The 14,282-nt window shown below is 67.6% G+C and carries 10 protein-coding genes; 7 read left to right on the forward strand and 3 right to left on the reverse strand.

Annotated features, from left to right (window positions below; genetic code table 11):
* The first annotated feature begins 3 nt into the window (after positions 1-3).
* Positions 4-1,377 carry a 4-aminobutyrate--2-oxoglutarate transaminase gene (gene gabT, locus AC4D14_RS07345; protein ID WP_490901114.1) on the forward strand — a complete coding sequence of 458 codons (1,374 nt, stop codon included), beginning with the start codon at positions 4-6 and terminating at the stop codon, positions 1,375-1,377.
* Between the two features lie 37 nt (positions 1,378-1,414).
* On the opposite strand, the gene AC4D14_RS07350 is transcribed toward gabT, so the two are convergent.
* Complete coding sequence (locus AC4D14_RS07350) at positions 1,415-2,092, reverse strand: TetR/AcrR family transcriptional regulator (protein WP_490901115.1); 678 nt, start codon at positions 2,090-2,092, stop codon at positions 1,415-1,417.
* Between the two features lie 131 nt (positions 2,093-2,223).
* On the opposite strand from AC4D14_RS07350, the gene AC4D14_RS07355 reads away from it, so the two are divergent.
* The 4 genes from AC4D14_RS07355 (at position 2,224) to AC4D14_RS07370 (ending at position 8,662) form a co-directional block, all read left to right on the forward strand.
* On the forward strand, positions 2,224-3,645 hold the full coding sequence (locus AC4D14_RS07355; RefSeq protein ID WP_490901117.1) for a flavin monoamine oxidase family protein: 1,422 nt from the start codon (positions 2,224-2,226) through the stop codon (positions 3,643-3,645).
* Complete coding sequence (locus AC4D14_RS07360; protein WP_490901119.1) at positions 3,642-5,171, forward strand: APC family permease; 1,530 nt, start codon at positions 3,642-3,644, stop codon at positions 5,169-5,171. Before AC4D14_RS07355 ends, AC4D14_RS07360 begins: the two co-directional genes overlap by 4 nt.
* Positions 5,172-5,414: 243 nt before the next feature.
* On the forward strand, positions 5,415-6,434 hold the full coding sequence (locus AC4D14_RS07365) for a glycosyltransferase family 4 protein (protein ID WP_490901121.1): 1,020 nt from the start codon (positions 5,415-5,417) through the stop codon (positions 6,432-6,434).
* A 98-nt stretch (positions 6,435-6,532) separates the two neighbouring features.
* Complete coding sequence (locus tag AC4D14_RS07370; RefSeq protein WP_490901123.1) at positions 6,533-8,662, forward strand: amylo-alpha-1,6-glucosidase; 2,130 nt, start codon at positions 6,533-6,535, stop codon at positions 8,660-8,662.
* Between the two features lie 18 nt (positions 8,663-8,680).
* On the opposite strand, the gene AC4D14_RS07375 is transcribed toward AC4D14_RS07370, so the two are convergent.
* Both AC4D14_RS07375 and rarD read right to left on the reverse strand, forming a co-directional pair.
* Positions 8,681-9,988, reverse strand: coding sequence for an erythromycin esterase family protein (locus AC4D14_RS07375; protein ID WP_490901125.1), 1,308 nt, complete (start codon positions 9,986-9,988; stop codon positions 8,681-8,683).
* A gap of 205 nt (positions 9,989-10,193) precedes the next feature.
* Entirely contained in the window at positions 10,194-11,195 is a 1,002-nt protein-coding gene (gene rarD, locus AC4D14_RS07380) for an EamA family transporter RarD (protein ID WP_490901127.1), read from the reverse strand.
* A gap of 187 nt (positions 11,196-11,382) precedes the next feature.
* Between rarD and AC4D14_RS07385 the strand changes: the two genes are divergently transcribed.
* Both AC4D14_RS07385 and AC4D14_RS07390 read left to right on the forward strand, forming a co-directional pair.
* Positions 11,383-12,825, forward strand: a complete 1,443-nt coding sequence (locus tag AC4D14_RS07385) for an FAD-dependent oxidoreductase (protein WP_490901129.1) — start codon at positions 11,383-11,385, stop codon at positions 12,823-12,825.
* Positions 12,826-12,885: 60 nt separating this feature from the next.
* Positions 12,886-14,211, forward strand: coding sequence for a GAF domain-containing protein (locus tag AC4D14_RS07390; protein ID WP_490901131.1), 1,326 nt, complete (start codon positions 12,886-12,888; stop codon positions 14,209-14,211).
* Positions 14,212-14,282: the final 71 nt, after the last annotated feature.

The following is a 14,282-nucleotide window of genomic DNA, read 5'->3' on the forward strand; positions in this document are numbered from 1 at the left end:
TTCATGACAACTCTCTCCACCTCCGCGGTCGGACCCGGATTCCGGCTCGAGCAGAAGCGCAACATCACTGGCACCTTCCCCGGCCCGAAGTCCGCCGCCCTCGATGCCCGCCGCAGCGCGGTCATCGCCAAGGGCGTCGCGTCCGGCGTGCCGGTCTACGCGGCCGACGCCGACGGCGGCATCATCAAGGACGTCGACGGGAACTCGTTCATCGACCTTGGCTCGGGCATTGCCGTCACGAGCGTCGGGGCCTCCGATCCCGCCGTCGTCAGCGCCGTGCAGGAGCAGGTCGGGCACTTCACCCACACCTGCTTCATGGTCACCCCCTACGAGGGGTACATCGCGGTCGCCGAGCAGCTGGCCGAACTGACCCCGGGTGACTTCGAGAAGCGCACGGTGCTCTTCAACTCCGGTGCCGAGGCCGTGGAGAACGCTGTCAAGGTGGCGCGCCTTGCCACCGGCCGCAACGCCGTCGTCGCCTTTGACCACGCCTACCACGGCCGCACCAACCTCACGATGGCGCTGACCGCCAAGTCGATGCCGTACAAGACAAACTTCGGTCCGTTCGCCCCCGAGGTGTACCGGATGCCGATGAGCTACCCGTACCGTGAGGAAAACCCGGCGATCACCGGCGCGGAGGCCGCCCAGCGCGCCATCACCATGATCGAGAAGCAGCTCGGCGGAGACTCAGTCGCCGCGATCATCATCGAGCCCATCCAGGGCGAGGGCGGCTTCATCGTCCCCGCCGAGGGCTTCCTCCCCGCGCTGGCCGAGTGGGCCAAGGCCAACGGCGTCGTCTTCATCGCCGACGAGGTCCAGTCCGGGTTCTGCCGCACCGGTGAGTGGTTCGCCGTGAACCACGAGGGCGTTGTGCCCGACATCATCACCATGGCCAAGGGGATTGCCGGCGGCATGCCGCTTTCGGCGATCACCGGCCGTGCCGACCTGCTCGACGCCGTCCACCCGGGCGGCCTCGGCGGAACCTACGGCGGCAACCCGGTGGCCTGCGCGGCCGCCCTCGCCTCGATCGGCACGATGAAGGAGCAGGACCTCGCCGGACGTGCCCGCCGCATCGAGGAGCTCGTAATGCCCCGGCTCAGGGCGCTGAAGGAGGAGCTCGGAGAATCCGGGATCATCGGCGACATCCGGGGCCGCGGCGCGATGCTCGCCATCGAGTTCGTGAAGGAAGGAAGCACAGCGCCGAACCCCGAGGCCACCAAGGCGGTCGCCGCCGCGTGCCTCCAGGCCGGCGTCATCATCCTCACCTGCGGCACCTACGGCAACGTGATCCGCCTGCTGCCGCCGCTGGTGATGGGCGACGAGCTGCTCCGCGACGGGCTCGACGTGCTCGAGACCGTCATCCGCTCCACCAAGTAGCCGGGAAACTGCAGATGACCACGTAATTCCGGGGGAGTTACGTGGTCATCTGCAGTTTGAGGCCGGTGATGAGCGCCTCAAGGCCGGCGCTGAAGGCGATGTCCGCCGCCGTGCGGCCCCCGGGGCCGCCCGATCCGGGCTGGGCTGCGCTGCGCACCGCGGCCGTGAAGACAGGGAACTCCCCGCCCAGGGCGCCGGAGTCAAAGATGTTGCTTGGCGCCGAGACGTCCAGCGCCGAGCCGTAGATGAACGATTCGAGCGCGACGATCGCCGGGACAACGCGCTCCTCGGGCCAGCCGGCGGCCAGGAACCCGCGGGCCACCTCCTCGTACATGCGCAGGGTGTCGGCGGCGTCGGTCACGGGCATGACGGCGATCACCGGAACCAGCGGGGCGTGCCGGGCGAACACCTCCCGGTAGGACCATGCCCAGCGCCGCACCGCCTCATCCCACGGTTCGGTGGCGAAGGCGCTGAAGTCGACCATCGTCATGACGTGGTCCTGGACCCAGCTAAGGACCTCCTGCTTGGATCCGGCGTGGTTGTAGAGGGCCGACGGCGCCACCTTCAGCCGTTTGGCCAGGGCCGACATGGTCAGGCCGTCGTACCCCTCGGCTGCGATCAGGGCCAGGGCCGCGCGGGTGATCCGTGCCCGGGACAGGACGCCCTTGGGCGGCCGTCCGGCGCGCCGGTGTGCCTCCGGGGCGGCTTCACTCATTCAGGGCTCCTGTTCCTCACTTCGACGTTATCCTATGGCTCTTCCCAAACCGTCACCGGCCCGCTAGAGTCTTCCCAGTAAATGAATAGCGTTCATTTTGTGGCGGAGGTCACGAACGCTGGGAGGAGAAAATGAAGACTGTAGAGCGCGACGTCGTCGTAATTGGAGCGGGGCCCTCGGGCCTGACCGCGGCATGGGAGCTGCGAAAGGCCGGGCACTCCGTTGCGGTGCTTGAAGCAAGGGACCGCGTCGGCGGACGCACCCACACCGACGACGTCGACGGCGCCGTCCTCGAGGTGGGCGGCCAGTGGGTTTCGCCGGACCAGACGGCGCTCATCGGCCTGCTGAGCGAACTCGGGCTTGAGACGTTCCCCCGTTACCGCGAGGGCGAGGCCGTCTACGTCGGCGCCGACGGGATCCCCCGGCGCTACTCGGGGGAGACCTTCCCCGTGAACGAGCACACCGCCGCGGAAATGGACCGGCTGACCGCGATCCTCGACGAACTTGCCGCGCAGACCAACCCCGACGCCCCCTGGGAGCATCCGGACGCGCGTGCCCTCGACACCGTCTCCTTCGCCACCTGGCTGCGCCGGCGCTCGGACGACGAGGAGGCCTGCAACAACATCGGGCTGTTCATCGCCGGCGGGATGCTGACCAAGCCCGCCCACGCGTTCTCGGCCCTGCAGGCGGTCCACATGGCCGCGAGCGCCGGTTCGTTCTCGAACCTGGTGAACGAAGACTTCATCCTCGACCGCCGGGTTATCGGCGGGATGCAGTCGCTGTCCCAGCGCCTAGCCGCCGATCTCGGCGATGACGTCTTCCTCGACACCCCGGTGCGTACCCTGCGCTGGTCCGAGGGGCCCGACGGCACCGCGGTCACCGCGGTGTCGGACAGGGTCACCGTCAACGCCCGGTACGCCGTCGTTGCAGTACCGCCGAACCTCTACTCCCGGTTGTCCTACGAGCCGCCGCTGCCGCGCAGGCAGCACCAGATGCACCAGCACCAGTCGCTGGGCCTGGTGATCAAGGTCCACGCGGTCTACAGCCGGCCATTCTGGCGCGATGCCGGTCTCTGCGGCACCGGCTTCGGCGCCGGACAGGTGGTGCAGGAGGTCTACGACAACACCAACCACGAAGACCCGCGCGGAACCCTCGTCGGGTTCGTGTCTGACGAGAAGGCCGACGCACTGTTCGAACTCGAGCCCGTCGAACGCCGCCGGCGGGTCCTGGAGTCGATCGCCACCTACCTGGGGGAGCAGGCGCTCACCCCGGAGGTCTACTACGAGTCGGACTGGGGATCCGAGGAGTGGACGCGCGGCGCCTACGCCGCAAGCTTCGACCTCGGCGGCCTTCACCGCTACGGGCCGCACCAGCGCACGCCCGTGGGCCCCATCCACTGGTCCTGCTCCGACATCGCGGGCGAGGGCTACCAGCACGTGGACGGCGCCGTGCGGATGGGACAGCGCACCGCGGAAATTCTCAGCACCATCCTCGCTCCATCACCCGGCGCCCTTTCCGGCCCGGGCTCCCTCTTCACGAAGGTGACCCAATGAGTACAGAGGTAAAGACAGCGGGCCGTGGGACAGGCCTCAGCAAGAAGGGCCTCAGCGCCGGCTCCGTCGGGCTGCTGGGCGCCGTCGTCATCGGTGTCTCAAGCATCGCCCCCGCCTACACGCTCACGGCCGCCCTCGGCCCAACCGTGGCGGAGGTGGGGGTGAACCTGCCCGCCATCTTCCTCGTCGGGTTCATCCCAATGCTCCTTGTGGCCCTCGGCTACCGGGAACTCAACAAGGCGATGCCCGACTCGGGCACCTCCTTCACCTGGGCCACCCGGGCCTTCGGTCCGTGGATCGGCTGGATGGCGGGCTGGGGCTCGATCGCCGCGACGATCATCGTCCTGTCGAACCTGGCCGCCGTCGCCGTTGACTTCTTCTACCTGATGCTCGCGCAGGTCACCGGCAACGAGGCGCTCGCCGACCTCACCCTGAACCTGCCGGTCAACATCGTCACCACCCTGATCTTCATCACCATCGCCTGCTGGATCTCCTACCGGGGCATGGAGACGATCAAGACCGTCCAGTACGTGCTCGTCACCTTCCAGCTGATCGTCCTCGCCTGGTTCGCCATCGCGGCATTCGCCCACGTGGCCAACGGCACGGCCTTCGATGCCACACCCATCAGCGCCGAATGGTTCAACCCGTTCGCCGTCGGGTCCTTCTCCGCGTTTGCGGCAGGCGTCTCGCTGTCGATCTTCATCTACTGGGGCTGGGACGTCTGCCTCACGATGAACGAGGAAGCGACGAACCCCAAGAAGACTCCGGGACGTGCAGCCGGCGTCACCATCGTCGTCATCATGGCCATCTACCTGATCGTCGCCCTGGCAACGCTGTCCTACGCCGGAGTCGGCGAGGGCGAGCTCGGCGCGGGCAACCCCGACAACCAGGGCAGCATCTTCGCAGCGCTGGCCGGGCCGGTCATGGGCCCGTTCGCCATCCTGATGTCGATGGCCGTCCTGAGCAGCTCGGCGTCCTCGCTGCAGTCCACCTTCGTCTCGCCCGCCAGGACCCTGCTCGCGATGGGCCACTACGACGCCCTTCCGGCCAAGTACGGCAAGGTCAGCCCCCGCTACCTGTCTCCGCGCTACGCCACCGTCGCTGCGGCCGTCGCCGCCGGAGGGTTCTATGTGGTCACCCGCGTCCTTTCGGAGAACGCGCTGTGGGACACGATCACGGCCCTGGGCATGATGATCTGCTTCTACTACGGCATCACCGCCCTGGCCTGCGTCTGGTACTTCCGGGCAGAGGCCTTCACCAACTCCCGGAACTTCCTCGGGAAGTTCCTCGCACCGCTCCTGGGCGGGGTCATCCTCCTGGTGATGTTCGTCAAGACCGCATTTGATTCAATGGACCCGGCCTACGGCTCGGGCTCGGAGGTCGGCGGTGTCGGAATGGTGTTCATCCTCGGCATCGGCGTGCTCCTGCTCGGCGCCGTGCTCATGGCGATCCAGTACCGGGTCAATCCGGGCTTCTTCAAGGGAACCGGCCTGCGGAAGGGCACGTCGGCAGAGACCGACGCCTGACCCAATCGGGCCGGACATCCGGACAAGGCCGCCGGCGGGACCTCCCAGGAGGATTCCGCCGGCGGCCTTTGCCATGGGCAGCGAGCCGGGTTTGACTTAACGCTCGACGAAATCCATCAGGAGGCTTAGCATCAACGTACTGAACTCCCCGGAAGGCGAAGTCCGCGCTGGGCCGCGCCGCGATGCCCTTTCCAGCGAAAGTCGCGACAATCCGGGGGAGACGGCAGTGCGAGGCGTTTCACGATGCGTATTGGGTTGATCGCAGGACCGTGGCTTCCGGTTCCGCCGCTGGGTTACGGCGGTGTTGAGTTGATGGTCGACTCCCTGGCGCGAGGCCTCACCGAAGCCGGCCACGAGGTGCTGCTGGCAGCCCCGGCCGACAGCAAGTGCCCGGTTCCCTTGCTTCCGGGAACCGACGTTTCGGATCCTTCGCCGCTCGGCATCACCGGCTCGGAGCTGCCGCACGTTGCGCGCGCCTATGGCGGGCTTGCCGACGTCGACCTCATCCATGACCACACCCCCACGGGACCGTTGTACCGGCACCGGCCACCGGGCGTGCCTGTGGTTGCAACGATCCACAACCGACTGACCCCCGTCAGCCGCGCGATGTACCGGACCGCGTCGCAGGACACGGCGATCATCGCGATCTCCCACAGCCAGCTCAGCGGGTCGCCGGATATCCAGGTGGCCGCCGTCATTCACCACGGCATGGACTTTTCCGCCGTGCCGGTCGGACAGGGGAAGGGCGGCTATGTCTGTTTCCTCGGGCGCATGTGCGCCGACAAGGGCGTGGTCGAGGCAATCATCACCGCCCGGGCCGCCGGAATTCCCCTGAGGATCGCGGCGAAAATGCGGGAAGCCATTGAACTTCAGTACTTCCACGACGCCGTTGAACCGATCCTCGGGGCGAATGAGGAGTTCCTCGGTGAGGTTGCCGACGGCGACAAGTACGCGCTCCTGGGGGACGCGGTTGCCCTTTTGAACCCGATCCAGTGGCCGGAACCCTTCGGGCTGGTGATGATCGAAGCCCTTGCCACGGGCACACCGGTGGTCACCACACCGCTTGGAGCTGCCCCCGAGATCGTCGAGCCCGGGGTGACAGGATATTTCGCCGACACCCCTCAAGCGCTGGCACCGCTCCTGACCTCGGCGGCGGGGCTGGACCGGCGCGTCATCCGGGCCCGCGCCGAGGAGCGTTTCAGCGCCGAACGCATGGTCAGGGAGCACCTGGCCCTGTATCTTCAGACCGCGGCGGCGGGGTGAGCCGTAGCAAATTGCCCCGCAATTCGGGTTGCGGGACGATTGACGGGGGCGACGGCCCAACGGCTTGTCGGTAGCGGAATATCGATAGGGAGCGGTCCATGAACGCATGGAATGCGGATACTGCTGCGGGTTCACCGGGCCTCGGTGCAGTGACCATCGTTGAGGGTTCCTCATTCTGCATCTCGGCCCAGAGCGGAGACATCCTTCCCGGCCTTCCCCAGGGCGCGTTCTACCAGGACACCCGCATCCTCTCGCGGTGGCAGCTCACTGTCGACGGCGCCCCGCTGGAACCCCTGACGGCGGGAACGCGTGAACCCTACCGGGCGGTCTTCGTCGGCAGGCCGGGCGGATCCGATGGTGGTGCCGACAGCCCCATCGTTGTGGAACACGAACGCGAGGTCGGCCCGGGGCTGCGCGATGACATCAAGGTCCGCAATTTTTCGCAACGGCAGGTCAGCTGCCGGATCCACATCCTTGTCGATGCCGACCTCAGCGACCTCTTCGACGTCAAAGGCGGAAGGATCCCCACCTCAAAGGAGTGCGAACGGCAGGTCCGCGGGGATGAGCTGCGGATCGAATCGGCGCGGAACGGGTCCCAGCGAGGGGTTGCAATCAGCGCGCCCGGAGCGGTTGTCACCCAGAGCGCGCTCCTGTTCCTGGCGGAAGTCGGGCCGCGGGAGTCGTGGTCGGTCCGGATCATCAGCACCCCCCTCGTGGAGGGTGCCGGCCCGGATGAGCCGTTTTCGCCCACCGCAGACTCGGTGCACCATGTAGCGGCGCGCCGGTATGCCGACTGGGAGAGGGAGGTCCCCCGGCTCTCGATCACCGACAGGAACGTCGAACACGTTCTCACCCGCAGCCAGGAGGACCTCGGCGCCCTGAGGATCTTCGATCCCGACGACCCCGGACGGGCGGCTGTGGCGGCAGGCGCCCCCTGGTTCATGGCGCTGTTCGGCAGGGACTCCCTCATCTCCTCCTACATGGCGCTGACCGTTGATCCCTCGCTGGCCACCGGAACCCTCCAGACCCTTGCATCGATGCAGGGAGCGAAAGTTGACCGGGCAACCGAGGAGGAGCCCGGACGGATACTGCACGAGGTCCGGCTGGGGACCAGCGGGGGGCTCGCCCTCGGCGGAAACCACGCCTACTACGGCACCGCCGACGCCACCCCCCTGTTTGTGGCACTCCTCGGTGAACTGGGCCGCTGGGGCCTGGCCAACGACCTGCTCTCCTCCCTGCTGCCCCACGCCGACCGGGCCCTGGAGTGGATCGAACGGTATGGCGACCGCGACGGCGACGGGTTCGTTGAATACGGACGGAGGAACGACCACGGCCTGGTGAACCAGGGGTGGAAGGACTCGTGGGACGGCATCAACTTCGCCGACGGGCGGCTGGCCGAGGCTCCACTGGCGCTCTGTGAGGTGCAGGCCTACGTCTACAGTGCGTACCTGGGGCGGGCACTGCTGGCACGGCAGCTCGGAGACGACGCGGGCGCCGCACGTTGGGCTCACAAGGCTGCGTATGTGAAGGCCGAGTTCAACGACCGGTTCTGGCTGCCGGACAAGGGCTACTTTGCCGTGGCGCTGGACAAGGACAAGGAACCGGTGGATGCCTGCGCCTCGAACATGGGCCACTGCCTGTGGCTGGGCATCGTCGACGCCGACAAGGCGCCCCTGGTGGTCGAACGGCTCATGTCGCCGGAGATGTTCACCGGCTGGGGGATCCGCACGCTCGCCGCGGACATGGGCGCCTACAACCCGGTCAGTTATCACAACGGCTCCGTCTGGCCGCACGACACCACCCTGGTGGCCGCGGGCATCATGCGGTATGGATTCGTCGAGGAAGCGGTCAGGGTTGCCCGGGGACTGTTCGACGCGGCAGAGCACTTCGACGGCCGGCTGCCCGAGCTCTTCTGCGGCTTCTCCCGTGACGAGTTCGCCGATCCCGTTCCCTACCCGACGTCGTGTTCCCCCCAGGCCTGGGCCTCGGCGTCGCCGGTTCACCTCCTGCGCACCCTCCTTCGCTTCGACCCCCTCCTTCCGCAGGGTGAGGTGTGCCTGGCCCCGGTCCTGCCGGAGGAATTCGGGAGCATCAGCGCAGGCAACGTCCGCCTCGGCGCTTCACGGGTCACCCTGCGCGGCGCGGGAAGGGACGGGACCATCGAAGGCCTCCCGGACGGACTGAAGCACCGCCCCGGCCCCCGCGGGCCCCTGGAGGACCTCTTCTAGGCCCCGCACGCCCTCCGGCTAGGTTCCGGTTGGCCAGGTCTCCATCTCGTTAGCGTGCCCGTGCCTCGAGCTTTCCCGCAGGGCCGAAAGGGCCGTGGTCTCATCGATCCACAGAAAGGCGTCATACCTCCTGTTCAGCACCGTCGGCACATAGTTGCCCCACCGCTCGGCGTGGGGGTGGTACACCACCCCGATGGCCCGGTGGCCGCTGGACGCGCCGGCCCAGTCGCCCTCCGAGCCGTCGAAGACGAACAGGGCGGAATGGTCTTCGCCCAGCGCGTCGTGGAGAAAGCATTCGGTGCTGCCCTTCCTTGCCGCCGGCATGGTCATCGAGCGGACGGACCCGCCCCATTTGGAGGAGGCCAACACCTTCCCGTGGTGCGACCCGAGACCGACAAGCACGACCTCCTCCGGGGAATGGGCTTCCCTGACCAGCTGCCCGACGTTGACCATTCCGGCATCGGCCATGTTGGTCCAGCGGGCATCCCCGATATGGGTGTTGTGCTCCCACACCACGGCCTTCGCGCCGGGCCCGTGGTGCTTCATCAGTTCCTCGAGCGTCTCCACCATGTGCCGGTCACGGACATTCCAGGAATCCGGCCCGCCCTTCACCATGGTCCGGTAATAGGCCTCCGCCCCCGCGGCCGAGCGCGCGTTCTGTTCGGCGTTGAAGCGGCTCGACCTGTCGGCGTCGTCGGCCTCGGCGATGTAGCTTCGAAGCTCCGTCAGGAGCCTCAGGACTTCGGACTCACATCCGCTGGGAACCCACCGCGTGGCCCGCGCATAGGACTGCGGGTCCTCCGCATAGGGCTCGAAGCAGCGGAAGGCCTCGAGTGCGATGTCGACGTGCTGGGGGTGGTGCTGTTCCAGGTACCCAAGCGCCGCCCGCAGGGAATCCCACAGGCTGTACACGTCGAGACCGTAAAAGCCTGCCCGGTTATCCGGCGCGCGGCCGGCGTTGAAGCGTCGGAGCCAGCGGGTGAAGTCGGCTACCTCGTCGTTCGCCCACATCCAGGTCGGCCAGCGGTCATAGCCGCGCAGCACCTCGACGGGATCCTCCGGCGCCTCGGGTGCGGAAGTCACCGAACGGTGCACGGCATAGCAGTCCGGCCAGTCGCCCTCGACCGCCACGAAGGTGAACCCCTTCTCTTCGACCAGGCGCCGGGAAAGCGCCGCCCGCCATGCGTAGAACTCGTGCGTCCCGTGGGAAGCCTCTCCGATGAGGACGTACCGGGCGCCGCCGATGCGCTCAAGCAGGGGATCGAGGTCCATTTCCGACCGCAGCGGCAATGCCGCCTTCCTGGCCGATGCTGTCTCGTTCTCCATGGATCTCGCCTCAGCTCCCCATGTGCGGACCTCGAGAAAATCCCGATTCCTGCCATCCCGGGCGTGAACGGACGGATCGCCTGCCCCGGACGGCTCATGTTCCCGACGCTACCGACACTATCCCGGCCGGGCACGGCCCGCAGGTGGTCCGTGCCTGGCTTTTTCCCCTTGCGCCGCGGCAGCGAAATGCCTAGCCGGCGTGCGGCTAGGAGGAAATCCGGGCCCCCTTCTCCCCTGAAACGGCGACGCCCGCCGCAGGCCTGCGCGAACCCTTTCCGGGGCGGGCGGAGCGGCGTACGGTCCGCAGCATGTCAATGGTCAGCAAGGCCAGGCCGAGCCACACCAGGCTGAACCCGATCCACCGCTCCAGCGGCATCTCCTCGCCGAGCACCAGATAGGCAAGGAGGAACTGGAGAATCGGTGCCAGGTACTGCAGCAGCCCGATCGTGCTCAGCGGCAGGCGGCGGGCGGCGGCCCCGAAGAAGATCAGCGGCACAGCGGTGATCACCCCGGAGGCGGCCATGATCCAGAAGTGGGCGCTTCCCTCGGAGGTCAGGGTGGCGGCGCCGGTTGAAGCGAGCCAGATCATCACCCCGGCAGCGACGGGCGCCAGCAGCGCGGTTTCGATGCTGAGGCTGGAAACGGCGTCGACGCGCGGGCCAACCCGTTTCTTGACGAAGCCGTACAGGCCGAACGAGAAGGCGAGCGTCAGCGCGATCCACGGCACCGACCCGTACCCGACGGCCAGGACAATGACGGCGACGAAACCCATTCCGATCGCCACCCACTGCAGCCGTCGGAGCTTCTCGCGCAGCACGATCACGCCCAGCAGCACCGAAACGATCGGGTTGATGAAGTAGCCCAGCGCCGCCTCGATGGCGTGCCCCGTGGTCACCCCGTAGGTGTAGGTGAGCCAGTTCAGGGCGATAAGGGCGCTCGCCACGGCGAGGACCCCCACAATGCGGGGGGTGCGCACCGCCGCGGTGACCGTCGGCCAGGCTTTCATGACCGTCAGCAGGAGGGCACAGAACAGCAGCGACCAGAGGACGCGGTTCGCGACGATCTCAACCGGTCCGGCGGGCTTGAGCACGATGAAGTAGAGGGGAAGCAGGCCCCACAGCCCGTAGGCGCCGATGCCATACAGGATGCCCAGCGAGTTTTCGCTGCGGGCCGGGCGTTTCGGTTTGGCTTCTGTTGCTCCGGTCACATTCAAGCGAACCGGTTCGGGCGGGCTTTTATTCCGCCGCTCACTGCGCCGGGCGAGCCCCGCCGCCGGGCCGCGGCGGCAATCCGCGACGGTGATCCGCGCCACTGTTTTAGACGGCCCCTAGGAGCGGCATTTAGAATAAGGGACTGTGCGCTAATTGCGCAGAATATCCATCGGGAGTGTTTCCATGTCGGAAGAAGGCAAATCAGTGTCTACCTCAGCCGGGGGACGCCCGCTGCGGGTCGCGATCATCGGATCCGGGCCGGCAGGCGTTTACGCCGCGGATATCCTGACGAAGTCCCACCAGGTCCAGGGAGGCGACTTCGAGGTCAGCATCGATCTCTTCGACCAGTACCCGGCGCCCTACGGACTGATCCGGTACGGCGTTGCCCCTGACCACCCGCGCATCAAGGGCATCGTCAACGCCCTGCACAAGGTGCTGGACCGCGGTGACATCCGGTTCCTCGGCAACGTCCACTACGGCCGGGACCTCACCCTTTCGGACTTCCGCCGCTTCTACGACGCCGTCATCTTCGCCACCGGAGCCGTCAAGGACGCCGACCTCGATATCCCCGGCATCGAGCTCGAGGGATCCTTCGGGGGCGCCGACTTCGTCTCCTGGTACGACGGCCACCCGGACGTCAGCCGCGAATGGCCGCTGACCGCCAAGGAAATCGCGGTGATCGGCAACGGCAACGTGGCCCTCGACGTCGCCCGGGTGCTCTCCAAGCACGCCGACGACCTCCTGATCACAGAGATCCCCGACAATGTCTATGCGGGGCTGAAGAGCTCACCCGTGACCGACGTCCACGTCTTTGGCCGCCGCGGGCCCGCGCAGGTGAAATTCACCCCGCTTGAGCTGCGTGAGCTTTCCCATTCCCGCGACGTCGACATCGTCCTGTACCCGGAGGACTTTGACTTCGACGAAGCCTCCGAGCAGCAGATCGCCTCAAACAACCAGACCAAGACGATGGTCAAGACGCTGACCAACTGGCTCGTCGAGGACGAGCCCACGGGCGCCTCCCGCCGGCTTCACCTGCACTTCCTCCACACCCCCGTGGAGATTTACGACTCCCCGGAGACCCCCGGCAAGGTAGCCGGAATCCGCTTCGAGCGCACCGAGCTCACCGGCGAAGGCACCGTCCGCGGAACCGGTGAATTCCTTGACTACCCGGTGCAGGCCGTGTACCGGGCAATCGGATACTTCGGGTCCGAACTTCCCGAGGTAGGATTCGACGCCGTCCGCGGGGTCATCCCGAACGAGGGTGGACGGGTCATCGACGTGGACGGCAACCCCGTTCCGGGCATCTACGCAACGGGCTGGATCAAGCGCGGCCCCGTCGGACTGATCGGTCACACCAAGGGCGACGCCCTTGAAACCATTGGGTTCCTGCTCGAGGACCGCCTTAACCTGCCGCCCGCGGAAGATCCCTCCGAGGACGCCGTCATCGCCCTGCTGGAGAGCCGTGGCGTCGAGTACACCACGTGGGAGGGCTGGCTGAAACTCGACGCGCACGAGCTCAAACTGGGTGCGAACTACGTCAACACCTCGGGCAGCTCCGAGCTCATCCGGGAGCGGGTCAAGGTGGTCCCACGTGAACACATGATTGCGATATCGCGCGGGAAGTGACCTCGGTTACACTGTGAGTCCCGGCCGCCCGGTGTGGCGGGACACACGAGTGGAGTGAAGATGCCGCTGTCCCGACAGTCGCCCCTGGGGGAGCTCTCGTCGCATTCCGTGCAGCAGCGTGCCTTCGCCGCCCACCTCGCACTCGGCCAGGGATCCGCCGTCGACGGCAACCTCCGCGGACTCGTCCGCGATTCCTGGCTCCGCTCCCTGGCGCACCTGCGCAGCCCCGAGGGCGCCCAGGCACGGATGAGCCTGTCCGAGGACGAACTCGAGGATTACCGCCAACGCCACCCGCTGGCCGCCGTCATGCCCGTCATCGAACGTCTGCTGGTCCAGCCGAGCAGGGACAGCGGCCTGCTCGTGGCGGTGGGCGACGAGAACGGCCGGCTCCTGTGGGTGCACGGGGAGCATGCGCTGCGCCGCAGGGCTGAGCAAATGCTGTTCACCGAAGGCGCCGACTGGTCCGAGTCGGCGGTGGGGACCAGCGCGCCGGGCACAGCCCTGGCCCTCGGGGAAAGCGTGCAGATCGCCGGCGCCGAGCACTTCAACGCCCAGGCGCACCCCTGGAGCTGCACCGCCGTACCGGTGCACGACCCGGATACCGGGGCGGTGCTCGGCGTCGTCGACATTACCGGGGACTCCCAGGCCGTGGCCGGTCACACGCTGGCCCTTGTCGAAGCCAGCGTCTTCGCCGCTGAGGCCCAGCTGAGCATTCAACGGCTCCAGAGCCGGCTCGCCAAGCCCGGGCACCGCGCGGCGGCAAAGCCCGCAACGCTGTACCGGGACAGCCTGCAGATCCTCGGCAAGGATCCGGGGGTCCTCCACGCCGGCAGCCGCACCATCGAGCTGACCCTGCGCCATGCGGAACTACTCACCCTCCTGGCACTTCACCCCGAGGGCCTTTCCGCGGAACAGTTGGCGGTCATGGCCTATCCGGAGCACGCCTCGGTGACCACCGTCCGTGCCGAGATGCTCAGGCTGCGCAAGGCACTGGCCCACTCGGCCGGAGCGCTCGTGCCAAGGTCGCGCCCCTACCGGCTGCCGTCCGAGCTGGTCGTCGACGCCGTCCAGGTCCTCAACTACCTGCACCGCGGCGCCCACCGGCTCGCCCTGGGCATGTACAACGGGCAGGTGCTTCCCCGATCGCAGGCGCCGGCGGTCCTGCGGCTGCGCAGCGAGGTCAGCTGCCTGCTGCGCGATGCCGTGCTCAATGACGGCGGCCCCGACACCCTGCTGCGCTACCTCCAGCTCCCCGAAGCCGAATACGACGCCGAGGCGTGGCAGCTGTCCCTGAAGGTCCTTCCGGCGCGCTCGCCCAAGCGGGCCGCCGTCGTCGGGCACATCGAATGGCTGGAGCAGGAACTGGGCGTACCGGGCCGGGTCTGACCACCGCCGCCTGCCGGTGCAACGTTGATGCAACATACCGGCCCCTAGCGTCGGGCGGGTGGATAAGGACG

Source organism: Arthrobacter sp. TJ-254, assembly GCF_058269175.1.